Source organism: Planococcus citreus (assembly GCF_003664125.1).
GTDB lineage: Bacteria > Bacillota > Bacilli > Bacillales_A > Planococcaceae > Planococcus > Planococcus citreus.
Map to the genome: position 1 here is coordinate 1 of NZ_RCCP01000006.1, position 24460 is coordinate 24460.

Below are 24460 nucleotides of genomic sequence, written 5' to 3' on the forward strand. Positions count from 1 at the left end.
AAACGTTGGTGCCAAAGCAGGTAAATCACTTCTTCGAAGCTGGCGTTGTCCGCCAGATCGTCGATATTGTAGCCGACGTATGTAAGTGTGTCATCGATGATCGAGCTGATCGCCGATTGAGTTGCGACTACACCTTCTAAACCTTTTGATGATGTCATGTAAATCTCTCCTTCTACATTCTACTTCATCATTCCAAAAAAAAAGACAGAATAATGAGCCATCTGCTTTCATGCACTTTTTCCGTAAATGGACTTACCTAGTCATTATAATCAACTTTGTACAATTTGTGAATGAAAACGCTTGGTAAAATTTAAAACGATTGCCTGATGATGAATGAACCCGGAATTATCCTACGATAATCCGGGTATTTTTCATCTTCTTCTGAAGCATCCGATAAACGAGAGGCTTGTAAAGCTTTTGCGTCGGGGTGAATAATAAGCTGAACCCGACTGCATCTGAAATAAATCCAGGCGTCAGCAGCAATGTGCCGCCGACTAGGATAAAGGCTGCGCCAATCAGGCGGTCGCCCGGCGGCTGCATCTGGTTCATGCTCGATTGGATATCACGGATCGCTTTCAGCCCTTGGCGTTTTGCCAAGAAAGCACCGAGCAATCCAGTCGCCACAATCAAGGCGAGTGTCCAGAAGAATCCAATCTGCCCGCCTGCCCAGATCAAAATCGCAAGCTCAAGGGTCGGTACGATCACCAATGCCAGAAAGATCCACTTCATCATAGTCAATCGACCTCCATACTTTCTTTACTTATACGCTTGCATGCCCATGATAAATAACGCCTGCATCTGCATCGATCGTGATGTCTTGGCCTGATTCCACTTTCGTCACTGCATCTTTGACACCGACGATCACAGGAATTCCAAGGCTTAACCCCACTACTGCAGCGTGGCTTGTCAAACCGCCTTCTTCTGTCACGATTCCTGCGCAATTATTGATGGCATCCATCATGTCTCGGTCGGTACCGTAAGTGACGATGATTTTGCCTTCGGTATCCATTGCCAATGCTTCTTCAGCATTGCGCACCAACACTGCTTCACCGAAGCCGACGCTCTTGCCGATGCCTTGCCCTTTAGCCAAGATGTCACCGATAACGCGCAGCTTCATCAAGTTTGTTGTTCCTGCTTCACCAACTGGCACTCCCGCTGTGATGATAACCAGGTCGCCGTGCTTGATCAAGCCGTGCTTAAGCGCTTCTACTACTGCGACATCGAGCATTTCATCTGTCGACTCAACGCGTGTACCGACAATCGGCTGGACGCCCCAGATCAAAGTCAGTTTGCGCGCAGTTCGTGCCGTAGATGTTACTGCAATGACCGGCGAACCTGGACGATATTTGGAAATCATTTTAGCCGTGTGGCCGCTCTCGGTCGGCGCCAAAATTGCCTGCACGCGCAAGTTAAGCGCTGTGTAAGCAACCGCTTGGCCGATCGCTTCGGTCATATTCGATTCTTTTTCTTTGCGGCGGTTGGAAACGATTTGCTTATGGTTAAGCGCAGCTTCCGTTGTCTCCGCAATGCGATGCATCGTTTCGACTGATTCTACCGGATAAAGCCCTGCTGCCGTTTCACCTGATAGCATGATAGCATCTGTGCCGTCAAAAATGGCGTTCGCTACATCGCTTGCTTCTGCGCGAGTCGGGCGCGGGTTGCGCTGCATGGAATCCAGCATTTGGGTCGCCGTGATAACCGGCTTCCCTGCGCTATTGCATTTATCGATCATCGATTTTTGCACGATCGGCACTTCTTCCGCTGGAATTTCCACTCCGAGGTCACCGCGTGCAACCATTAAACCATCGGACACCGTAAGGATTTCATCCAAGTTGTCGACGCCTTCCTGGTTTTCGATCTTCGGAATGATTTGGATATGGGAACCGCCATTTTTTTCCAGTAAGCTACGGATTTCCATAACATCCGAACGTCTGCGGACAAATGATGCAGCGACAAAGTCGACATCCTGTTCAATGCCGAATAGAAGATCGGCCGCGTCTTTTTCAGTGATTCCTGGCAATTGTACGGAGACTCCTGGAACGTTAACGCCTTTTTTCGTTTTCAATGTACCGGCATTTTCAACGATCGTATGAATCTGGCCGCGTTCTTTATCGATGCTTGTAACGCGCAACTCGATCAGGCCATCATCTAGCAAAATCATCGAGCCTTCATGTACATCTTCAATCAATTTTTCATAAGTGATCGAAAACATCTCTTTCGTGCCCAGCACTTCTGTCATGGAAATCGTAATTTCTTGGTTTGTTTCAAGTTCGATGGAATCGTTTTCCATTTTATGAGTTCTGATTTCCGGGCCTTTTGTATCCAAAAGAATCCCTACTGTGATGCCGGTCTTCTCTGAAGCTTCGCGGATGCGCTTGATGCGCAAAGCATGCTCTTCGTGGTCGCCGTGCGAGAAGTTCAGGCGGGCAACGTTCATGCCCGCTTTCATCAATTGTTCTAATACTTCCGGTGATTCACTTGCCGGCCCGATTGTGCAGACGATTTTCGTTTTTCTCAATAGACTCACTCCAATTAACTGTTTAAATTGATAGTTCTTTAGAAAGCTTGTACAAACTCATATCGGCATCGTGCTCTTTTTCGAACGCCGTTGTCATATCATAGTCTACCACCTGATGATTTTTCATGCCAATCGCCAGGCCCCCTTTTCCTTCGAGCAGCACTTCTACTGCACGTGCGCCGAATAGGCTGCCGAGCACACGGTCGCGGGCAGTCGGCGTACCACCGCGCTGAATATGGCCAAGAACCGAAACGCGCGTTTCTACATTCGTCTTGCCCGAAATCAGCTCAGCCAGCTCCCCGCCGCTCATAACGCCTTCTGCGACGATGATGATGCTGTGTTTCTTGCCGCGCTTGCGTCCGCTTTCGAGCCGTTCCAGCATATCGTCGATGTCAAACGGGTCTTCAGGAATGAGGATGGTTTCGGCACCGCCGGCAAGCCCAGCCCATAAAGCAAGATCGCCTGCGTCTCTACCCATCACTTCAATGATGAATGTCCGCTCATGGCTTGTCGCCGTGTCGCGGATCTTATCGATCGCTTCGATGACGGTATTCAATGCCGTGTCAAAACCGATTGTATAATCCGTCCCGGGGATATCGTTATCGATCGTTCCCGGAACCCCGATACTTGGAAAACCTTTTTTGGTTAACGCCATCGCTCCGCGGTATGAACCGTCTCCTCCGATGACCACTAAACCTTCAAGGCCATTTTTCTTCATCTGTTCAATTGCTTTCCATTGCCCTTCATCTGTCCGGAATTCGTCACAACGAGCAGAATAAAGCTTCGTGCCACCACGCTGGATGATATCGCCGACATCTCCTGCTTGCAAGTCTTTAATATTGCCTTCAATCAAGCCTTGGTAGCCATAATAGACGCCAGCCACTTCGATGCCATGGTAAATGCCTTTCCGGACGACTGCGCGTACTGCTGCATTCATCCCCGGCGAATCGCCGCCACTTGTCAACACTCCAATTTTCTTCACCAAAACCGCCTCCTGCACTTCCTTTTTACTTTATTCACCTTACCACGCAGGGCCTGTGCTGTCAGTCCATAACTCCTGTTTAGCATGCGTTTTTTATTGAATTCCGAAAAACAAAAAGACCGCTTTACGCGGCCTGATTTTTATTCCGTGAAAACACCGATTGCCCTGAATTTCTCATAGCGCTGCGAAATCAACTGCTCTGCGCTCAAACCTTCCAATTCCTTCAATGAATAGCGGATGGCGCCGCTGATCAATTGTGCCTGGCGGGCGGTGTCGTGATGAGCGCCGCCGCGTACTTCGGGAATCATATGCTCGATGATGCCCATCTCCAAAAGGTCAGGCGCAGTGATTTTCATGGCTTCCGCTGCGGTTTTCGCAAGTGCCGCATCTTTCCATAGAATCGAAGCCGCTCCTTCAGGCGAAATGACCGAGAATGTCGAGTTTTCAAGCATCAGGATCTGATTGCCGACGCCAAGCGCGAGCGCCCCGCCGCTTCCGCCCTCGCCGATGACGATCGACAGCACCGGTACTTCAAGACCGGCCATCTCCACGAGGTTACGGGCGATCGCTTCGCTTTGCCCGCGTTCTTCTGCAGCTCTTCCCGGATAAGCGCCTTTTGTATCGATTAGGCAAATGACCGGGCGGCCGAATTTTTCCGCCTGTTTCATCAAACGCAATGCTTTCCGGTAACCTTCAGGATGCGGCATGCCGAAATTGCGGCGGACGTTTTCTTTTGTGTCCTTGCCGCGCTGATGGCCGATGATCGTCACCGGCTGCCCTTCAAAACTCCCGATGCCGCCGATGATCGCTTCATCATCCCCGTAGACACGGTCCCCGTGCAGTTCGATGAAATCCTTGAAGACGAGCGGCAAATAATCCAAAGTCGTCGGGCGTTCCGGATGGCGCGCCACTTGAACGCGGTCCCACGGTTTCATGTTCTCATAGATTTCTTCCTCGAGTTTGGCAAAACGCTCTTCCAAAGAAGTGATTTCGGAACTGAGATCGACATCCGCCGTTTTGGTGTATTCCTTCAACTCGGAAATCTTTTTTCTCAATTCAATCAAAGGTTCTTCAAACGCCATCGTTTTCATTTTCTTTTTAGGCATCGGATCCAGCTCCTTTCACGTGCAATTGCACAATAGTCGACAGCGTCTCGCGCATTTTAGAGCGATGCACGACCGCATCGAGCTGGCCATGGTCAAGCAAAAATTCTGCCGTCTGGAAGTCTTCCGGCAATTTCTCGCGCACGGTCTGTTCGATGACGCGACGCCCCGCAAAGCCGATTAAAGCTTTTGGTTCCGCCAGGTTGATGTCACCAACAGAAGCAAAGCTAGCAGATACGCCGCCAGTCGTCGGATGTGTCAAAATTGATACGAACAACAAACCTTCATTCGAATGGCGTTTTAAGGCGACACTTGTTTTCGCCATTTGCATGAGCGACAACACGCCTTCTTGCATGCGCGCTCCACCGCTAGCTGTAAAGATCAAAAACGGCACTTTCAATTTAGTTGCCAATTCGACAGCACGCGTGATTTTCTCGCCGACCACTGAGCCCATCGAGCCCATGCGGAAATGCGAATCCATTACGGCAACGACCACTTGCTGTCCTTTGAGCGAACCGGTCCCTGTGAGAACAGCTTCGTTCAAGCCAGTTTTTTCACTGTCGGCTTGGACTTTTTCGCTGTATCCCGGGAAATTCAACGGGTTTTCGGATTTCAAATGATCGTCTACCGAATCGAAGCTTGAATCATCTAATAGGTATACGATTCGTTCGCGGGCCGTCATCTTGAAATGATGGTCGCATTTCGGGCATACTTTGCCCAAATTCTCCAATTCCTTCGTCAAGGTGATGTGCTTGCAGTTCGGGCATTTCGTCATCAAGCCTTCCGGCACGTCTTTTGCCGCTTTAGAAGGGATGGTCGCTTCTTTTTCATCTCGTTTTCGCTTGAATATATCGCGTATCATTGCCATTGTGCATTCTCTCCTTTGATTAAGACGCTGCTCCAGGCTTTAAAATCCCGGATGGCCGTTTCGGCATCCTGCTGCTCGATTGCATGCAGGATGTTTTTCAGCAAGGGTCTCTCTTCCGGCATTACTTCGCCGTCATAAGGGTTGCCCCCGTATTGCTTTAATAAGAACCAAATTTTTAGCGAAAGGCGGTTGCCGGACAGCACCATCAATTCGCGGACAAAGTCTTCCCTTATGAATTCATGCCCATCCAGCCGCTCGCGTAAACTTTCCCATACCGGCAATTTCGAGGCATCGCTTGCGCAGATTGCCTGGATTGCCGCGGTTTCGTGTATGCACATTGTTTCCCGCACATCTTCCAGGGTTTTTGTGTCCTGCAATATAAAGGTCGCCAGCAATTCTACGAGGCGGTGTTTTCTTGGATCGGCTAAAAATGTCCCTTCCCCTCGACGGGTTTCGATAAGCCCCAGCAACTCCAGGCTGCGGAGGGCCTCGCGAATCGTCGAACGGCCGACCGCCAACTTTTCAGCCAACTCTCGTTCGGAAGGGATCCGGTCGCCCGGTCGAATATTCTGTTCCCGAATCATGTCCCGCATTTCACTTACAATATTTAAATAGCGTTTAGGCTGATTCATGAAAACTCCTTTTGTTTCCATTTTTTTGAAAGTGGTCTGACCACTAATCTTTCTATACCTTACAAAAAATTTCGGCTGCCGTAAAGAAAAAACTGCATTTCTTTTTAAGAAATGCAGTCCGTTATCGATTCTCTTATATGAATGCGGCTCATTTTGTTCTTTCACACAATGGTTTTGCAGATGATGGTCGTCTTGCCTTGGCGGGTTTCAGCGGTTCCTTGAATTTCGAGCAAGGCGTCTTTATCGAGCATTTCGTTGTATTGCGCATACTCTTTCGGAAACAGTGTCACCGATGCGACGCCGGTTTCATCCTGCAAGGTGACAAACGCCATCGCATCGCCTTTTTTCGTGCGGATGCGCCGCACGTCTTCGACCAGCCCAAGCACTTCCACGCGCTCGCGGTCTTTTTTCTTCGGCAGGTCATTGAGCGCAGTGTAGGCTTTGTTGCGCTGCTCTTTTTCCCGTTCGACAGGGTGCGTGCTCAAATAAAAGCCGAGTGCTTCTTTTTCAAAATCGAGCTTGAGCCCGTCCGGCATCGGTTCAGCTTTGGTGTACTTCGGTTTCATGAAGCTGGATCCCATGTCATCGAACAAGCCCGGGTCTTCAGTCGGCTTGACCAGTTCCGCGTGCTTGATCGCACTATCAAGCGACGCGAGCAGCACGGCACGGTCTTTTCCGAGCACGTCCAGTGCCCCCGCTTTGATAAGCGGCTCGAAAGCCTTGCGGGTGAAATGAACCGCCGATATCCGTTCCGCGATATTGAACAGGCTTTGGAAAGCGCCGTCCTTTCTCGCCGCGAGAATGGCTTTAACGGCCGTGCCGGGGACGCCTTTCACAGCGCTTAGCCCCGTGCGCACCTGTTGTTCTTCCGATGAAAAGCCGTAGCGGCTCTTCGCGATGCACGGGGCGGCGAGCTGGATTCCGCGTTCTTTCATTTCACGCATGAACTGTGCCGTTTTCTCATTATTCCCTTGGCTGTTCGATAACAGCGCGGCATAGAATTGCACGGGATAATGGGCTTTCATATAAGCCAGTTGATAGGAAATCATACTGTAGGCGACTGCGTGGCTTTTCGGGAACCCGTAATCGGCAAAACGCACAATCAGGTCATAGACGTCTCCCGCTTCTTTTGCGGTATAGCCTTTTGCGGTGGCGCCGCCGACGAAATGCTCTCGCTCTTCATCAAGGATCTGGCGGTTTTTTTTGCTCACCGCACGGCGCAATAGATCAGCCTCGCCTAAGCTGAAGCCCGCCATTTCGGCGGCGATTTTCATGATCTGCTCCTGGTAGACGATGACACCGTACGTTTCCGATAAAATCGGCTCCAGCACTGGATGGATATAGGACACCGCCTCTTCGCCGTGCTTACGGCGTGCGTAAAGTGGGATGAATTCCATCGGGCCTGGGCGGTACAAGGCATTGACCGCGACAATATCGCCGAATGCGCTCGGTTTGATGAGCATCAACGCGCGCCGCATGCCTGGCGACTCCAGCTGGAAAATCCCCGCTGTATCGCCCTTCGCCAATAAACGGTAAGTTTCTTTATCGTCGAGCTTCAAACTTCGGTAATCAATCGTCACTTGCCGGTCGTGTTTCAGCATATGTGCCATGTTTTCCAGAATCGTCAAATTTCGCAATCCGAGAAAGTCCATTTTCAATAAGCCAATCGCTTCAAGTTCCTGCATCGGCCATTGGGTAATGAAAATGTCATCATTGCCTTTTTCGATTGGGACATAATCCACTAACGGGCCTGGGCTCAAAATGACGCCTGCTGCGTGAATTGACGAATTCCGTGGCAGTCCTTCCAGCTTCAACGCCGTCTTGAACCAGCGTTCACGGGTTTCATTGCCGATGATCCAATCCTCCAGCGCTTTCGATTCACGGAGCGCTTCGCGCAAAGTGATGCCCGGCCGGCTCGGGATGAGTTTGGAGATCTTGTCGAGCTCTTCGGCTTCAAAACCGAATACCCTCGCCGTGTCTCTCGCGACCGCTTTTGTGGATAAAGTGCCGAATGTGATGATTTGTGCAGTCTGTAAGGCACCGTATTTTTTCGCGACGTATTCGACGACTTCATGGCGGCGGTGATCCGCGAAGTCAATATCGATATCCGGCAAGGTGACGCGCTCCGGATTCAGGAAGCGCTCGAATAGCAATCCATGGGCGAGTGGGTCGACATCCGTAATGCGCAGCGCGAAGGCCACGAGCGAACCGGCAGAGGATCCACGGCCCGGGCCGGTCAGGATGCCCCTGTTTCTTGCATAAGCCATGAAATTGGAAACGATGAGGAAATAATCGATATAGCCCATAGTCGAAATGATGCCAAGTTCGTAATCGAGCCTATCCGAATAGCTTTGTGCCAATTTGCCGACGCGTTCTTCCAGCCCCTTCAAGCAAAGCGTGCGGATGAGCTCGTTTTTATCACTGCCTTGCTTCACAGGATATTTCGGCAGCAATTGGCGGTTCAATGGGATGGTGACACGACAATTCATCAGCAGCGCACGGCTTTGTTCCAGCCATTCAGGATGATCTGAAAACCACTCCGATAATTGTGCTTGCGTCGGCACGAATGCCGCTGAATGTTCAGGCTTCGGGCGTTCAGGGTCGCTTAACTTGAAGCCGCCCCCGATTGACCTCGCCACTTCATAGGCAAACGCATCTTCTTGCTTCACGTAACGGCATTCATGGCTCGCCATGAATTTGAGGTTGAATGTCGAGCAGAAATCGATAAATGCTTCTTCAGTCTCCTGTACAGTTCCGCCAGGCCGCTCGATGCTGGCTAATAAGCGCTCGCCGAATAACCCTGACAGCATTCCGAGCGCTTCGCTGCGGTCTGTCAGCACCCACGCCGCATTGTCAGGAATCACGCATACCAGGCCTTCCTGATAAGCTGCCAGCCATTTTTGAGGGATGGCTTCCACATCACGAGTCGATAAGGCACTCGTCAGTTTCAATAACATCTGGTAGCCGGTGTTGTTCTGCGCATAGAGCACCACAGGAAGCGCGGTGCCGTCAAAGTCGACGGGCACGGAAAGGCCGAGCACCCCGTGGACGCCGGCCTTTTTGCAGGCGTCCCAAAATGGCAGGACCCCGTATAATTTGGAATTTACTAAGGCTGCTGCATCAGCGCCTTGTTCGGCGAGAACTGTGAACAGTTCTTCGAGGCGAATCGTGCTTTGCAGCGGATCAGCCGCCGTTACGATATGCGGGTAGACCATTCTAACACCTTCTTTCCTTATGCCTTCGCGCAAATTTCCTCCAGGCGAAGGATGACGCGGTCCGCCTCATCCCACGAATAAGCGACTGCGCCAGATGCCATCGGATGCCCGCCGCCCCCGAATTCTTTTGCGAGCGTATTGATGACCGGCCCTTTGGAACGCAGGCGGACACGTATTTCAGTATCTTCTTCTATTAAAATGACCCAAGCTTTGATGCCTTTGACATTGCCTAGTGAACCGACCAGCAAAGACGTATCTGTCGGGGTCACATCGAATTTCGCCAAAATGTCCTGTGTGATTTTCACAAAAGCTGCGCCGTTTTCGTCTATTTGGAAATTTTGGTACATATATCCTTGTAAATGAAGCAATTTGCGGTCCATCTCGTACATGCCGTTATGGAGCTCGTTGCGGTCAAAATTATATTTGATCAGTTCGCCCGCCACGTCGAAGGTTTTTTGTGTTGTGCTCGGGAATAGGAAGCGCCCCGTATCCCCAATGATTCCTGCATAGAGCAGTCTGGCACCGGCATCGGGCATGGTCCAACCTTCATCCGCTTGCCCATAGGTAAACAGTTCAAAAATCATTTCAGAAGATGAACTGGCTTTCGTATCAACTTGGCAAATATCCCCATAATCGTCATCGTTCGGATGGTGGTCGATTTTCACCAATTTCGCCCCGCTGTGATAGCGCTGGTCGTCGATTCGGTCGGTATTTGCGGTATCCGTCACGATGACCAATGCGCCTTCGAAATCAGCATCTTCGACCATATCGGGAAAATCGAGAAAATCCATCGTGTAATCGTGCTCCCCTGCCGCAAGCACGCGCTTGTTTGGGTAGTTGTGGCTCAATATGTATTTCAGGCCGATTTGGGATCCGTATGCATCCGGGTCCGGACGCACATGGCGGTGGATGATGATCGTATCGAATTGTTTAATTGTGTCGATGATTTGACTATACATTACTTCAATCCTCCAGTGGACAGGGAAATCCATTCGCATTTTCTGATCATCCCCATTACAATGGAAATAGATTTGCATAACAGGAGGTTCCCCATGCTCATATTCGTATTTTTGATTATCATTTCTGCTGTATTCTATTTATACTATAAAACGAAACAGATTCGTACACGACTGCCGGTGCGCAAAAACTGGTATGCCAGCCGTGCGCAGATTGCACTTGGCAGCTTTATCACCTTTTTCGGCATCAACCAGCTGTTCATTTTTCAAACTGTCGTTACTTATATCATTGCCGGCATCTTTATCGTTCTTGGCTTGGCGCTGATCGTCCATAATTTCAAGGCGAACCGCCATTACCAAGCATTTCTCGATGAAGAAACACGCCTTAACCCATAAAACAGCCCCTCCCTTGCGGAGAGGTTGTTTTTTTGATTAATGCAGAGGCCTCTTCTACCCTGTCAAGGCAATGCTCATTAACGGTCGAGCAATTGGAAGGTCAGCATCGCTTTGCCGATCACTTGCTGTTCGTACAACACTTCGACATCGACTTTCGCTGATTTGCGGCTAATGTCCAGGATTGTCGGCCGAATAAGCAATGCTGCGTCCAACTGCACCGGTTTCAGGAAATAGACGGTAATGTTTTCCAGTACGCTGTCTTTGCGGTTTTTTGTCTTGAGTGCCGTCGCCGCTGCTTCTGTCAGCACCATCGTGTAAGCTCCGTATGACAGCGAGCCATACGCATTGGTCATTTGGGGAGTGACACGGAATTCCAGGCTGAGCTCGTCTTCCTGCACCAGATTCAATTGGCTTTTGATGATGTCGTCGATGGTTTCCCCTTGTTGTGGCTGGCGTTGTGCTGTTTGGATTGCTTTCAACACATCCTGCCGGCTGATGATGCCCATCAAATTATGATGGTCGTCGGTGATCGGCAGCAAGTCGATACCTTCCCAGATCATCCGGTGCCCTGCTGCTGCGACGCTCGTCTGGAGCGACACGGTGATGGGGTCTTTAGTCATCACTTTATCGATCGTTTCCGTATCCGCTGCGCCAATGACATCCCGCGAAGTGACGATCCCGACCAGCCTACCGTTGCTGTCGACGACTGGAAATCCGCCATGCGTCGTTTCATTGTTCAGTTCGTTATAGCGGCGGATTGGATCTTTGACATGCAAGAAATGCGTATTTTCCAGCGGGATCAAAATGTCTTCAATGAGCAGGATCTCTTTTTTGATCAATTGGTCGTAAATCGCCCGGTTGATCATCGTCGCTACCGTAAAGGTATCGTAGCTGGTGGAAATGACAGGCAATTCCAATTCATCGGCCAGCTTTTTTACTTGCTCAGAAGCATCGAAACCTCCTGTCACGAGCACCGCTGCCCCTGCTTGAAGGGCATATTCATGGGCTTTGTAGCGGTTTCCGACAATCAGTAAATTGCCTGCTTCCGTATAACGCATCATATCCTCGAGCTGCATCGCCCCGATGACGAATTTGTTTAGTGATTTATGGAGCCCAGCCCGCCCGCCGAGCACTTGGCCGTCGACGACTTTAACGATTTCCGCGTACGTCAGACGTTCGATGTTCTCTTTTTTCTTGCGCTCGATGCGGATGGTGCCGACCCGTTCGATCGTCGAGACCAGCCGCTTGTTTTCCGCTTCTTTTATGGCCCGGTAAGCGGTGCCTTCTGATACTTGAAGCTCCTTGGCAATCCGGCGAACGGAGATTTTCTCCCCAACAGCCAAAGTCTCGATATAATCCAAAATCTGTTCGTGTTTCGTAGCCATTATTTCACCAATCTTTCTGCTATCCTCTATCCCTTAGTTTATCATAATCCGAATGGAAGTCGACAATCCGGCGGCAGCCTTTAAAAGCAGGGATTGGCTCTAGGCAATAAAAAAACAAGCAAGGGGGATTGTTGTCCTCCCTTGCCTGTTTTCTGTTAAAGGAATTTATAAATCGATGCTGTCTCCAGGCTCCATGATCTTGACTTCCGCCTGCTTGACAGCCTGCTTGAATTGTTCCGGGTCCTGCTTGATCGGCGGGAAGGTGTTGTAGTGGATTGGCACCGCCGTCTTCGGATTAATGAGTTCTACGGCGTAAGCTGCATCTTCGGGGCCCATCGTGAAGAAATCGCCAATCGGGACGAACGCCAAGTCAATCGAGTGGCGCTTGCCGATGATTTCCATATCGCCGAACACTTCGGTATCCCCAGCATGATACACCGTCTTTCCTTCCGCTTCAAAGAGAATCCCAGCTGGCATGCCGCCGTAGATGACTTCACCGTCTTCTGCCGTATAGGACGAGCTATGGAACGCTTTCGTGAATTTCACTTTACCGAACTCGAACTCTTTGGCGCCCCCAAGGTTCATGCCGACTGCATCCAAGCCTTGCCCGCTCAGGTAATTCGCCAGTTCGACCGGCGCCACGACGACCGCTCCGCTTGATTTTGCTATGTCCACTGTATCGCCGACATGGTCGTTATGCGCATGCGTCAGCAGAATTGCGTCCGGCTTTTCCTCACTTGCCGTCAGATCCGTCAATTCGTTTCCGGTAATGAATGGATCGATGAGTATCGTTTTGCCACCGGTTTGAATTTTCACAACCGAATGACCGTGATATGAGATTTTCATGATATCCCTCCAATAGAGTTTTGGCTCCTTGCTTTCTGCTGTTTTATACCCTGATTTTTGATATGCTACACATGAAGGGGAGGAATACATATGAACAAATTGACCAATTTGCAAAGTTTTTTGAAACAGCAGCAACTCGATGCGGCGCTCATTACCGACCCGCACAATGTTTTCTATTTAACCGGCTTTAACAGCGACCCGAAAGAGCGCTTGCTCGCCGTCATGGTGTTTGCTGAGGCAGAACCGTTTCTCATCTGTCCGGCAATGGAAGCGCCTGATGCAAAAGCGGCGGGCTGGACGGGTGAAATTGCGGGGCATGCCGATACACAAGACGCGATGCAAGTATTATACGAAACGGCAGCCAAACGCGATCAGCAAATGGAGCGCATCGCTATCGAGAAAGTCCATATGAACGTCGAGCGTTATGACGCGGTCAACCATTATTTCCAGTCGCCAGAAATTCAGTCGATCGATGCCCAGATGAATGCCATGCGCGTCATTAAGGATGAAGCCGAACTCGACATCTTGCGCCACGCTGCCTCACTTGCGGATTACGCCATCGAAGTCGCAGCTGACGTGATGCAAGAAGGCATGACGGAAATCGAGCTGATGACCGAAATCGAAAATGCATTGAAAAAACGCGGCATTACCCACATGTCGTTCGACACCACCGTGCTGACAGGGCCAAAAGCAGCCTCTCCACACGGCAAAACAGGGCAACGCAAAATTGAACGCGGCGATCTCGTGCTAATGGACCTGGGCGTCATTTATGAGGGTTATTGCTCGGACATCACCCGCACACTGGCTTTCGGTGAACCGAGCGAACAAGCGAAAGAAGTATACGATATCGTCAAACGCGCTGAACAAGCGGCACTTGATGCGGTGCGACCTGGCATTACAGCGGCTGAGCTTGACGGGATTGCCCGCAAGACCATTGAAGACGCAGGCTACGGGGACTATTTCACGCACCGCCTCGGCCACGGCCTTGGGATTTCTGTCCACGAATTCCCGTCGATCCACGGAGGCAACGATATGCCGCTTGAGGCGGGCATGGTGTTTACGATCGAACCCGGCATTTATGTCACGGACCAAGTCGGCGTGCGCATCGAAGATGACCTGGTCGTCACCGAAGACGGCTACGAAGTGCTGACCAAATACCCGAAAGAATTGACAATCATCAACCGTTAATGAAAAAAGAGCTGTCCCGAAAATCCATCTAGAGGATTTTTCTGGGACAGCTCTTTTGCATTATTATTGCAGCAATTCATCGACTGATTTGTATTCAAGGCCTTGATCGTCAGCTACGGCTTTATACGTAACATGACCATCCATCGTGTTGACGCCTTTTTTCAATGCTTCGTTGTCGAGGACTGCTTGCTTAAGTCCTTTATTGGCGATTTGCACTGCGTAAGGGACCGTTACATTCGTCAAGCCGATTGTCGATGTGCGCGGAACTGCACCCGGCATATTCGCAACGGCATAATGAACAACGTCATGTTTTACATAAGTCGGTGCATCGTGAGTGGTGATGCGGTCGCTTGTCTCGAAGATGCCGCCTTGATCAATCGCAATATCCACTACGACAGAACCCGGCTTCATCGATTTGATCATGTCTTCAGTGATCAATTTCGGTGCTTTCGCTCCCGGAATCAATACCGCTCCGATGACCAGATCCGAATTTTTAACCGATTGCGCAATGTTAAGCGGATTAGAAACCAAAGTTTGCACATCTTTGCCGAACAAGTCGTCCAGTTGGCGCAAGCGTTCAGGGTTCAAGTCAAGGATCGTTACATCAGCGCCCATCCCGATCGCCACTTTCGCAGCGTTCGTTCCAGCGACACCACCGCCGACAATCGTCACTTTACCGCGTGAAACGCCAGGGATGCCGCCGAGCAGGATGCCCCCGCCGCCGTGGATTTTCTCAAGGAACTGCGCACCGATCTGTGTTGACATGCGGCCGGCGACTTCGCTCATCGGCGTAAGGAGCGGCAAGGAGTTATTTGGAAGTTGGACCGTTTCATAAGCCACGCCCGTCACTTTCGACTTGAGCAATGCATTCGTCAAGTCCACTTCCGGCGCTAAATGCAAGTAAGTGAAAAGCACTTGGCCTTCACGGAAATGCTTGTACTCGCTAGCTACTGGCTCTTTGACTTTCATGACCATGTCCTGTGCCCACGCTTGGTCAGCATCGGCGACGATGACAGCGCCGGCTGCTTCATAATCGGCATCCGTAAAACCCGACCCAAGCCCTGCACCGGATTGGATGAAAACTTCATGGCCGAAAAGTGCCAAGTTCACTACTCCCGCTGGCGTCATTGCCACGCGGTTTTCATTGTTCTTAACTTCTGTAGGTACCCCAATACGCATTACGAAACCCTCCATTATATAGTGTCTGAAATAATAAAATGAACCAAACTATCAGTATTTGAAACCACATCCATTCTAACAGATTCTCTTTGATATTGCTCTATTAATTTGTCTTTGCAGAAGATAATTTTTGCTATGTCAAAACGCTGCATAATCCGGTTTGCAAGAAGAATGAAAGATATTTCAAAATAATGAACGAAAAAGAAATCACAAATAAATCAATAAATTTCAATCTTAAAGAAGGAACAATTTGCCTATCCCTCGAAAGTTACAGTATAGACAAAGGAGGAATGTACAGATGACATTAAAGTATAATCAAATCATGGTAGCTGTGGATGGATCGAAAGAAGCGGAATGGGCTTTTAAAAAGTCCATCGGTATCGCAACACGGAACCACGCGACGTTGAATTTGGTGAACGTGATCGATACCCGCTCATTCGCTGCAATCGAAGCTTATGACCGTTCAATTGCTGACCGTGCACAGAAATTCGCTGAAGACTTACTTGGGGACTATAAAAAAGAAGCCGAAGCCGGCGGTGTTGAAAAGGTCAATATCGTGGTCGACTACGGTTCTCCTAAAACGATGATTCCCCGTGAGCTTGCGGAACGAGTCGAAGCCGACTTAATCATCTGTGGCGCGACCGGTTTGAATGCAGTCGAACGTTTCCTCATCGGCAGCGTGTCCGAGCATATCGTCCGCTCAGCTAAATGCGACGTGCTTGTTGTCCGTACAGACGAAGCACAAAGCGATGCACCAGACGATTATTATTCGGAAGAACGTTCCGGCAAACCTGAATAACGAACACAAAAGCACGCGGCATCATTGCCGCGTGCTTTTACTATGATCATTTTTTCACTTGAATAACGATTTTCCCTCTGGCATGATGGGATTCACTTAATTCATGCGCTTCCCGGACGCCTTCTTCCGTCAACGGATAGAGGTGGCCGACTTCCGGCTTCACTTCGCCGCTGACGAACAAATCGCCCAATTTCTTCAATTGCTGGCCGTTTGGCTCAAGCCAGAAACTGCTGACGTCGATGCCGAGCTTCTCCGCTTGCTCTTCATCGGGCTGTCCGGCTATGCTGACAAGCCTGCCGCCGCGCTTCAATACGCCGTAACTTTTTTCGAGCGTTTCGCCGCCCATCGTATCCAATACAAAATCAAAATCCTCCAGCACTTCCGAGAAATCCTCTTCGCGGTAATCGATGACACGGTTCGCGCCGAGAGAAGTGACGAGTTCGTCATTTTTATCGCTCGCTGTTGTCGCTACATAACAGCCGATGCTATTGGCGATCTGGATCGCCATGCTTCCGACACCGCCAGCACCTGCATGAATCAGCACTTTATCGCCTTTCTTGATATGCCCGATCTCCACCAGGCATTGCCATGCAGTTAGCCCAGTCAATGGAATCGCTGCGCCTTCTTCAAAACTCATGCTTTCTGGCATGCGCGCCAGCAGATTTTCATCAACCGGGACGAATTCTGCATACGTCCCTTGACGTGTAGTATCCGGACGCGCAAAAACCCGGTCGCCTGGATGATAATGCTTGACCTCATCGCCTACTTCTTTGACGACTCCTGCAACATCCCATCCGAGAATGATCGGGAATTCCCATGGCAGCATTTCTTTCAAATAGCCTTCCCTCAGCTTCCAATCAATCGGGTTGACTGAAGTTGCGTGAACTTCCACCAACACTTGATGCGCTGAAATGGCTGGCGTTTCCACTTCTCGTTCTTTCAGTTGCTCTTTTCCTCCGTACTGGTCAATGACAATCGCTTTCATCTGCACCCACTCCTCCCTTTTACCACCTGTATACCCTGACACCATTTTGCTACACCTGAAAAATCACAGGAACTTGCCTAATTATGCTATTATGGTAACTGTTTCATAAAAGAGGTTCGCAAACTCCCTCTCTAAAAAACTAAGGAGCTGTATTTAAATGAAAAATGAAAAAGCAGTCGTTGTCTTCAGCGGCGGCCAAGACAGTACCACTTGCCTATTTTGGGCGCTGGAACAATTCAGCGAAGTACTCGCCGTCACTTTCGATTATGGCCAGCGCCATGCGCAGGAAATCGACCATGCAAAACGCATTGCAGAAACGCTCGGCGTAACATTGCAAGTGCTCGACATGGGGCTGATCAATCAATTATCCGCCAATGCCTTGACGCGCGATTCGATTGAAGTCGAAGAGCAAAAGGACGGGCCGCCTTCCACATTCGTTCCCGGACGCAATTTATTGTTCCTGTCTTTTGCGGCGATTTACGCCGATGCATTCGGCGCACGCCACCTCGTGACCGGTGTCAGCGAGACGGATTTCAGCGGTTATCCAGACTGCCGGGATACCTTTATCCGGTCGCTCAATGTCACGCTCAACTTATCGATGGACAAGCAATTCGTCATCCATACGCCGCTCATGTGGCTCGACAAGGCAGGCGTCTGGGAATTGTCCGACGAGCTTGGCGCATTCGAGTTCGTCCAGACCGAAACCTTGACCTGCTACCACGGCATTCCGGCAGCGGGCTGCGGAACTTGCCCGTCTTGTGTGCTGCGCAACCAAGGCTTGCAGACCTACCTTTCCAAAAAAGAAGGTGCGAAATTTTGATGCAACAATTCTACCCTTCCGTTCAGCATCCCTATAGCTTTGAATTAAATAAAGACATGCATTTTTCCGCGGCGCATTATATCCCGGCCGATGATGCCGGAAAATGCGCGAAAATGCATGGTCATACTTACCATTTAAATATCACGATTGCCGGCGACCACTTGAACAGCACCGGTTTTCTTATCGACTTCAAGCAATTAAAAGACTTGATCCATAAACGCTATGACCACAGTGTTTTGAATGACCACCCGGAATTCACAGAGACTTTCCCGACGACCGAGCAGCTCGCCCAGCAAATACACAAGCTGACCCAAGACACGCTCGACCGCTCAGACAACCAGCCGAAATGCATCCAAGTCATCGTCCGGGAAACCCCGACAAGCTATGTCATTTACCGGCCAAAAGAGGTGTCTTCATGAAGATTCCTGTAATGGAAGTATTCGGCCCGACGATCCAAGGCGAAGGCATGGTCATGGGCCAGAAGACGATGTTCGTCCGGACCGCTGGCTGCGATTATTCCTGTTCGTGGTGCGATTCCAAATTCACTTGGGACGGCACCGGAAAAAGTACTGCGATGACCGCAGATGACATTGTCCGACAGCTCGAGGCGCTTGGTAAAGACACCTTTTCTCACGTCACCATCTCCGGAGGCAACCCGGCACTTCATAAAGGCATCGCGGAACTGGTCGCATTATGCCAAGAAAAAGGTTGGCGCACAGCTGTCGAAACGCAAGGCAGCATCTGGCAGGACTGGCTCTTGGAAATCGATGAAGTCACCGTCTCCCCAAAGCCGCCGAGTTCTGGCATGATTCTGGACTATTCCCAGCTCGATGCGATGCTCGGCAGGCTATCGTCATCTCAAGCCAGCCTGAAAGTCGTCGTTTTCGATGAAGCGGATTTCTTTTTCGCGGAACAGCTCCACCTGCGCTATCCGTCATTCCCATTCTTTTTGCAAGTCGGCAATGACGACACGCAGACGACCGAAGATGAGAAACTGGTCCAGCATCTGCTTGGGCGCTATCAATGGCTAATCGACAGGCATTTGGTTTCCGCCCCTCTCAATGACGCAAAAGTGCTGCCGCAGCTCCATACATTGTTATGGGGCAATAAGCGTGGCGTATAAATTGCAATAACAAAACCGGCATTCCGCCAATAATCGGGGAATGCCGGTTTTTATGTTGATGCACTTAATACTTAAAGGATCAGGCTTTTTTCACAAACTGCGATTTCAACTGCATCGCGCCGAAGCCATCGATTTTGCAATCAATATTATGGTCTCCGTCCACAAGTCGGATGCTTTTGACTTTTGTGCCGATTTTCAAGGGATTGGAACTGCCTTTCACTTTCAAATCCTTGATGACCGTAACAGCGTCCCCATCCTGCAAAATGTTTCCGACGGCATCGCGCACTACTTCTTCTTGCGGTTGTTCAGCCGGGTTCCATTCATGGGCACATTCCGGGCAGACCGCCATTCCCGCATCTTCATACGTATACTCAGAACCGCATTTCGGGCAATTTGGCAACTCCATCATTTACTTCTCATCTCCTATATTTCACGATGCTTAAAACACCGACAGATGTACTTAGTATACCAAATCACCGAAGCGCATGGGGCGGTCTTTATCTGACCACCAAGACGGGGCATTCTGCATGATTGACAACTTTGTGGCTGACGCTGCCGAGCATCACTTCACGGATTGGCGACAGACCCCGGCTTCCGATGACAAGCAGGTTGTATTGCTTATCTTTCGTCATCTGAACGATAGCAGGTCCCGGAATGCCGTGCAGCACTTCGATATGATGGAATATTTTCTCCCTATCAAGCATTTCGGTTACTGGCTGGATCTTTTTCCGTCTCGCCAAATCGAATTCCATCGCCGAAGCGTCGTGGATTACTTCATTCTCATCTTCCTTGTAATCGGAAACATAGACAACTGTCACTTCCGCCCCTTCTACTAGGCTGGCAATCTTTACCGCTTCCTTGGCTGCGCGGATGGAGTTTTCCGAACCATCTACTGCCAATAAGATTTGCTGATACATACTCCCACTCCTTTCAAACTGGTCGTTCTCTTGCCTCTTTACGCTATTCGCCATTTCCCCCAAAGTTCCTGCCTTTTTAAGAGTGCTGAAGAAATCTATGGTACCCAATGAATTAAAAAGGGATTAGCTTTTATACATTCAAAGCACATTGTCCTACCTGAGTATTTGGAGAAGCGTTTGCTCGTAAAACCTTCTGCTCAATAATGCTGCGCATTACTTCGCAAAGATAATGTCTCACGTAGTTCGACCTTATCTTGCCTGTGGGATTAGCGGGTTTGAGAGACCCCGCAGGAACGCAGTGACGAGGAGGCTCGATTCCCGCCCCACGGAAAGCGAGCGATAAGCTTCGGAAAATACGGTTGCTGAATTTCTGTACAACATGATAAAAAACCGGCCCAATCCAGATAGGGCCGGCTTGTATCATGATTTATTTTCTTTGAACCATCCGTTGACTTGTGTGAAGAATTTCGCCATCGTTTCCGGCTTCGACATATTCGGGACACGCGCAAGAAGCACTTCTTTCGGTGCTTTCAGGCCATCCTTTTTCTTCTGCAAAACCAAGATGGCTTTTGCGTGCTGGGTATTTTTGAAGATGTTCTCCGGCAGTTCCATCACCGCCTGGATGTGGGCCTGCTGTTTCAGGAAGCTGTGCAATTGCCCGGCAAGCGGCGACTCGAAGATGTTCCGGGGAATGACAAAGAACAAATAGCCGCCTTCTTTCGTATGCTTCAAGGACTGCTCAATGAATAGGTGATGGGCATAGGACATGCCTTCTTCCGCTTTTAGTTCATAATTCGAGGCAGTTGCTTCATCCGGATAATAACCGACCGGCAAATCGGAAACGACGCAATCGACTGGATCGATCAGCAGCGGCTGCAGGGCATCCTGCAGATAAAAGGTCACTGGCTGCTCGATCAAATTACCGATATTCGAAGCAAGGCGGATCAACAGGTCATCCAGTTCGACAGCTGTTCCGCTCATGCGGCCATCCAAATAATTCATTACCGTAAACAGCAGATTGCCCGTGCCCGCAGCTGGATCCAGGACAGTCGCTTGTTGTTCCTTGACGAATAGCTCTACCAAGTAGCCAATCAGCAAGCCGAGAGCATCCGGCGTCATCTGGTGATGTGGCTGGACATGCTCTTTCATGCCTTTCAAAATCGACAGCTGGATCGCTTTTCGCATATCTTCTTTCGTTGCGTCTTGTGCGATAGTCAATTGCCCGTCCAGCCAGCGCTCGGTCGTCGTAAGCAAACTTTCCAAATAGGAATTTTCTTCCTGTTTTTGGATCGATACCGTTTCATTGTCAATCGCCGTAAAAATGCTTTCCATCGATGAATTCATAAATCTCCGTCCTCAATAAGGAAACCCACTCGGCAAGAGTGGGTTTCCTGGTATTAGTTTGTCAGCTCTTTAACTGCTTCGAGTGCTTTGTCGTAATCAGGGTGATCGGTGCCTTCTGCCACGTATTCCACATATGCAACTTTTCCGTCTGTGTCGACTACGAAAATGGAACGTGCCAACAAACGCAATTCCTGCATCGTCAATCCATACGCTTCACCGAACGAAAGGTCACGATGGTCAGACAATGTCGTGATCGAGTCTACACCGTTAATTTCTGTCCAGCGCTTCTGCGCGAATGGCAAGTCGCAGGAAACCGTCAGCACTTCGACGTCTTCTCCGAGTGATGCCGCTTCATCGCTGAAGCGTTTTGTCTGATCGGAACATACTCCTGTATCGAGTGATGGAACGACACTGACCAAAAGCACTTTGCCTTTGAAATCGTGTAAGGTCTTCGGTTCAAGGCTATTCGATAGCGCCGTGAAATCCGGTGCCTCATCGCCCACTTTCACTTCATTGCCTGGCAATGTTACAGGGTTTTGCTTGAATGTGATTTGTACCAAATTGCAACGCCTCCCTTTCAGATTACCTTTATCATACTAAATGCTTTCACTCTCTTGCAACCGAGACCCTTCCAAACGCTTCCTCGCCATCTGCTGTTTGCGGTAGGATTCCTCGTGAACAACGGTCGTATCCGCGATAAAATCATGTACACCTTGTTTCAATGGCGTAAAGCCGACAATCCAATACAAAGGCAAAATTGTTACTGAAATAAAGCGTCCGATCCATTCGCGGAACAATAAAGTCGACCAGGATAAACGATCCGTTTTCAGTGAAACAACACGCAGGCCGAAAATCATCTTGCCGACCGTCTGCGCGAAAAATTTGGTCATTAAGACAAAATAACCGTAAAAGACAATCGCTGTCAAAATCGCATAAGGCGCGTACCATGCCGTTTCAGCCGTTTCCCACCCGAAGAGCGCAAACAACGGGCGGATCAAAATAGAAGAAACTGCCGAAATAACCAGGACATCGATCAAATACGCCCAGAAGCGCATCCAGAAACCAGCCGGCTTGCGTTCATAAAAAAGAATCTGATCGTTTTCCGGCCGGACCGGCGGAGTTGCAGCCGCTCGCTCCGCCCCATCATTGTTGACGTGATCAGTCATGCTTCTCCACCTCCTTAGTTTTCACCGTATAGATACATCATGCGCGGCCCGCTGTTTTGGGACAGCATATCCGAGATGAACTTCGTTTCCATGTCCATGCCGAAAAATGAGCCTGCCTTCATCGCGAAAAGTGAGGACCAGTCATCTCCTGCACCGTACTCGAAAACTTCGGCATCGGCTAGATCGAAATCATCGCGCATCGCCTGGATGACATCTTCTGCAAAGCCGAAGTCGTCCGCAAGGTTCGCTTCAACTGCTTGGCGGCCGTTCATGATGCGCCCGTCCGCGTATTCCTTCACTTCCGCTTCGGTCATATCGCGCCCTTCTTCGATAACATCGACAAATTCTTCATATGAACTGTCGAGCATGTCTTGTAAAAGCGCACGTTCTTCTTCTGTCATTTCACGTGTCGGGCTCAGGATGTCTTTGTATGGCCCCGATTTGATGGTGACAAAATCCACGCCGTAGCGTTCTGCCAATTCGCCATAATTGACACTTTGCATGATAACGCCGATCGATCCTGTCAAGGTTTCTTCGCTGACGAAGATTTTTTCAGCTGGCGCGGCAATATAATAACCGCCTGATGCAGCCATGGCACCCATCGAAACGTACAGCGGCTTGCCGGTTTCCTCCTGAATCTCCTTTATCTTATCGTGGATCTGAGCGGACTCAACGACCCCTCCACCTGGGGAGTTGACTTGCAGCACAACGCCTTTGACGCTGCTGTCTTCCTTAACAGCCTGCAATTGCTCCATGAACAAATCATGGTTATAGCCAGCAGCGGCAAATACGGAAGACTCCCCTGTATCTTGGATCGCCCCGTCCACATTCAATACGGCAATCCGGTTGGACGTATCGCCTGACTCCACCACTTGTTCGCTTAAAGCCGTCTGTTCCATGCCTGTCCAATCGTCAAAGCCTGAAGTGAAATCCGATTGCAGCACTGAAAAAGCCGAGTTAATGACTAGAGATATCACCAGCAAAGCAGCAGCGGCCAGCAAGGCAATCCATCGTTTTGTGTTCATCATGTTTCAGTTCCCTCCTTAAGTATTCCATTTAACTATACGCAGTAGCATTCAAAATGTTTCACTTTCCGCTAAATTCGGCACCAACTAAATGGCGGTTCTTCCTTGTCCGCCTCGCCTCCACAATTTTCGATCCCGTGAACAAGATCAAAGCACTCCAGATAAACGAGAAGGAAATGACCGATATTAAGCCGAATTTCTCCCCATAAAGGAAGACGCCGATCAACAACATCAAGCTCGGGGCAATGTATTGAAGGAAGCCGATCATGTATAAAGGAATGAGCGGCGCCCCCATGGCAAACAACAGAAGCGGCAAAGCAGTCAAAAAGCCGCTAAGGATGACGAGCAAGTCGGTCGACACGCCGCTATGCAGGAATGCCGCACGGTCGATCGAAAACAAATAGACATAGTAGGCGGTCGCAAACGGCAGCACGAACAGTGTCTCGATTGCAAGGCCTCTTAACGCATTCAATTGGATGGTCTTCTTGATCAATCCGTAGAACGCAAAACTGAACGCCATGCCGAGTGCCAGCCAAGGCAGCGTCCCATAGGAAATCGTGATCACCGAGACGCCTATTGCCGCAAGCACGAACGCAATTTTTACCGCCGGCGACAGCTTTTCCTTTAGAAAGAACGAGCCGAGCAGCACGGAAATCAGCGGATTGATGTAATAGCCGAGGCTCGTTTCGACGATCCGGTCGTTGGTCACGGCATAAATATAGAAGAACCAGTTAGCCGAAATGAGAAACGAAGCGAGCATGAGCAGGAAGAAGGTTTTCTTCGACTTCCATAAAGACTTGATATCTTCCACGAACCGCTTGCCGCCTCCTGTCAGCACGATAAAGCCAAGCGTCAGCCAAAACGCCCAGAAAATACGGCCGGCCAATAATTCATCAGCGGGCACATGGTCGACTTGTTTCCAGAATATCGGGAGAAATCCCCAAATCGTATAAGTTAAAATCGTCAGCAATGTTCCTTTTTTCTCTTCAGTCATCTTCGCATCGCGCACCATT

At 49.9% G+C, this 24460-nt stretch carries 26 protein-coding genes and 1 riboswitch; of the genes, 6 read left to right on the plus strand and 20 right to left on the minus strand.

Features of this window, described 5'->3' with window-relative positions; genetic code table 11:
- The 9 genes from DFR62_RS15020 to DFR62_RS15060 all read right to left on the minus strand — a co-directional run.
- Positions 1 to 158 (minus strand): citrate/2-methylcitrate synthase (locus DFR62_RS15020; protein ID WP_279633947.1); only part of this gene is annotated, 158 nt, incomplete at its 3' end.
- 187 nt (positions 159 to 345) lie between these two features.
- The gene (locus DFR62_RS15025) at positions 346 to 732 is read right to left on the minus strand and encodes an FxsA family protein (RefSeq protein ID WP_058381084.1); all 387 of its coding nucleotides are present in this window, start codon (positions 730 to 732) and stop codon (positions 346 to 348) included.
- Between the two features lie 28 nt (positions 733 to 760).
- A complete protein-coding gene (gene pyk / locus DFR62_RS15030; protein ID WP_121301121.1) occupies positions 761 to 2518 on the minus strand; it encodes a pyruvate kinase in 1758 nt (585 codons plus the stop codon).
- Between the two features lie 22 nt (positions 2519 to 2540).
- Positions 2541 to 3500, minus strand: a complete 960-nt coding sequence (gene pfkA, locus DFR62_RS15035) for a 6-phosphofructokinase (protein WP_121301122.1) — start codon at positions 3498 to 3500, stop codon at positions 2541 to 2543.
- Positions 3501 to 3640: 140 nt separating this feature from the next.
- Positions 3641 to 4606, minus strand: coding sequence for an acetyl-CoA carboxylase carboxyl transferase subunit alpha (gene accA, locus DFR62_RS15040; protein WP_121301123.1), 966 nt, complete (start codon positions 4604 to 4606; stop codon positions 3641 to 3643).
- On the minus strand, positions 4599 to 5471 hold the full coding sequence (accD, locus tag DFR62_RS15045; RefSeq protein ID WP_121301124.1) for an acetyl-CoA carboxylase, carboxyltransferase subunit beta: 873 nt from the start codon (positions 5469 to 5471) through the stop codon (positions 4599 to 4601). The genes accA and accD overlap by 8 nt, the downstream gene beginning before the upstream one ends.
- Positions 5462 to 6103: a FadR/GntR family transcriptional regulator gene (locus DFR62_RS15050; protein ID WP_121301125.1), complete on the minus strand. Its 642-nt coding sequence runs from the start codon at positions 6101 to 6103 to the stop codon at positions 5462 to 5464. The genes accD and DFR62_RS15050 overlap by 10 nt, the downstream gene beginning before the upstream one ends.
- A gap of 161 nt (positions 6104 to 6264) precedes the next feature.
- Positions 6265 to 9318 (minus strand): DNA polymerase III subunit alpha, encoded by a 3054-nt coding sequence (gene dnaE / locus DFR62_RS15055; protein WP_121301126.1) that lies wholly within the window; start codon positions 9316 to 9318, stop codon positions 6265 to 6267.
- Positions 9319 to 9335: 17 nt separating this feature from the next.
- A complete protein-coding gene (locus DFR62_RS15060; RefSeq protein WP_121301127.1) occupies positions 9336 to 10277 on the minus strand; it encodes a DHH family phosphoesterase in 942 nt (313 codons plus the stop codon).
- A gap of 93 nt (positions 10278 to 10370) precedes the next feature.
- On the opposite strand from DFR62_RS15060, the gene DFR62_RS15065 reads away from it, so the two are divergent.
- Positions 10371 to 10670 (plus strand): YtpI family protein, encoded by a 300-nt coding sequence (locus tag DFR62_RS15065; RefSeq protein WP_121301128.1) that lies wholly within the window; start codon positions 10371 to 10373, stop codon positions 10668 to 10670.
- A gap of 77 nt (positions 10671 to 10747) precedes the next feature.
- Here the strand turns inward: DFR62_RS15065 and DFR62_RS15070 are convergent, their stop codons facing one another.
- A complete protein-coding gene (locus tag DFR62_RS15070; protein ID WP_121301129.1) occupies positions 10748 to 12055 on the minus strand; it encodes a DRTGG domain-containing protein in 1308 nt (435 codons plus the stop codon).
- Between the two features lie 165 nt (positions 12056 to 12220).
- A complete protein-coding gene (locus DFR62_RS15075) occupies positions 12221 to 12901 on the minus strand; it encodes a metal-dependent hydrolase (RefSeq protein ID WP_121301130.1) in 681 nt (226 codons plus the stop codon).
- Between the two features lie 90 nt (positions 12902 to 12991).
- Between DFR62_RS15075 and DFR62_RS15080 the strand changes: the two genes are divergently transcribed.
- Positions 12992 to 14089, plus strand: a complete 1098-nt coding sequence (locus DFR62_RS15080) for a M24 family metallopeptidase (RefSeq protein ID WP_121301131.1) — start codon at positions 12992 to 12994, stop codon at positions 14087 to 14089.
- A gap of 63 nt (positions 14090 to 14152) precedes the next feature.
- Here DFR62_RS15080 and ald read toward each other — a convergent pair whose 3' ends face one another.
- A complete protein-coding gene (ald, locus tag DFR62_RS15085) occupies positions 14153 to 15268 on the minus strand; it encodes an alanine dehydrogenase (protein ID WP_121301132.1) in 1116 nt (371 codons plus the stop codon).
- 298 nt (positions 15269 to 15566) lie between these two features.
- Here ald and DFR62_RS15090 point away from each other — a divergent pair, with 298 nt between their 5' ends.
- Positions 15567 to 16067 carry a universal stress protein gene (locus tag DFR62_RS15090; protein WP_121301133.1) on the plus strand — a complete coding sequence of 167 codons (501 nt, stop codon included), beginning with the start codon at positions 15567 to 15569 and terminating at the stop codon, positions 16065 to 16067.
- Between the two features lie 46 nt (positions 16068 to 16113).
- Here DFR62_RS15090 and DFR62_RS15095 read toward each other — a convergent pair whose 3' ends face one another.
- Entirely contained in the window at positions 16114 to 17052 is a 939-nt protein-coding gene (locus DFR62_RS15095) for an NADP-dependent oxidoreductase (RefSeq protein ID WP_121301134.1), read from the minus strand.
- 105 nt (positions 17053 to 17157) lie between these two features.
- Positions 17158 to 17201, plus strand: a riboswitch (PreQ1 riboswitch).
- Positions 17202 to 17209: 8 nt separating this feature from the next.
- Between DFR62_RS15095 and queC the strand changes: the two genes are divergently transcribed.
- From queC to queE, 3 genes are read left to right on the plus strand one after another with little or no spacing between them, the layout of a single operon-like run.
- The gene (gene queC / locus DFR62_RS15100; protein ID WP_121301135.1) at positions 17210 to 17872 is read left to right on the plus strand and encodes a 7-cyano-7-deazaguanine synthase QueC; all 663 of its coding nucleotides are present in this window, start codon (positions 17210 to 17212) and stop codon (positions 17870 to 17872) included.
- Complete coding sequence (gene queD, locus DFR62_RS15105) at positions 17869 to 18291, plus strand: 6-carboxytetrahydropterin synthase QueD (RefSeq protein WP_121301136.1); 423 nt, start codon at positions 17869 to 17871, stop codon at positions 18289 to 18291. The genes queC and queD overlap by 4 nt, the downstream gene beginning before the upstream one ends.
- Positions 18288 to 18995, plus strand: a complete 708-nt coding sequence (gene queE / locus DFR62_RS15110; RefSeq protein ID WP_121301137.1) for a 7-carboxy-7-deazaguanine synthase QueE — start codon at positions 18288 to 18290, stop codon at positions 18993 to 18995. Before queD ends, queE begins: the two co-directional genes overlap by 4 nt.
- A 79-nt stretch (positions 18996 to 19074) precedes the next feature.
- Here queE and DFR62_RS15115 read toward each other — a convergent pair whose 3' ends face one another.
- The 7 genes from DFR62_RS15115 to rarD form a co-directional block, all read right to left on the minus strand.
- Complete coding sequence (locus DFR62_RS15115) at positions 19075 to 19404, minus strand: zinc ribbon domain-containing protein YjdM (protein ID WP_121301138.1); 330 nt, start codon at positions 19402 to 19404, stop codon at positions 19075 to 19077.
- 88 nt (positions 19405 to 19492) lie between these two features.
- Positions 19493 to 19912 carry a universal stress protein gene (locus tag DFR62_RS15120; protein ID WP_121301139.1) on the minus strand — a complete coding sequence of 140 codons (420 nt, stop codon included), beginning with the start codon at positions 19910 to 19912 and terminating at the stop codon, positions 19493 to 19495.
- Between the two features lie 420 nt (positions 19913 to 20332).
- Positions 20333 to 21256 (minus strand): class I SAM-dependent methyltransferase, encoded by a 924-nt coding sequence (locus DFR62_RS15125; RefSeq protein ID WP_121301140.1) that lies wholly within the window; start codon positions 21254 to 21256, stop codon positions 20333 to 20335.
- Between the two features lie 53 nt (positions 21257 to 21309).
- Positions 21310 to 21816 carry a thiol peroxidase gene (gene tpx / locus DFR62_RS15130; RefSeq protein WP_121301141.1) on the minus strand — a complete coding sequence of 169 codons (507 nt, stop codon included), beginning with the start codon at positions 21814 to 21816 and terminating at the stop codon, positions 21310 to 21312.
- 36 nt (positions 21817 to 21852) lie between these two features.
- Positions 21853 to 22422: an RDD family protein gene (locus DFR62_RS15135; RefSeq protein ID WP_121301142.1), complete on the minus strand. Its 570-nt coding sequence runs from the start codon at positions 22420 to 22422 to the stop codon at positions 21853 to 21855.
- Positions 22423 to 22436: 14 nt separating this feature from the next.
- Positions 22437 to 23447 carry a signal peptide peptidase SppA gene (gene sppA, locus DFR62_RS15140; protein WP_121301198.1) on the minus strand — a complete coding sequence of 337 codons (1011 nt, stop codon included), beginning with the start codon at positions 23445 to 23447 and terminating at the stop codon, positions 22437 to 22439.
- 61 nt (positions 23448 to 23508) lie between these two features.
- Positions 23509 to 24441, minus strand: a complete 933-nt coding sequence (rarD, locus tag DFR62_RS15145) for an EamA family transporter RarD (protein WP_121301199.1) — start codon at positions 24439 to 24441, stop codon at positions 23509 to 23511.
- Positions 24442 to 24460: the final 19 nt, after the last annotated feature.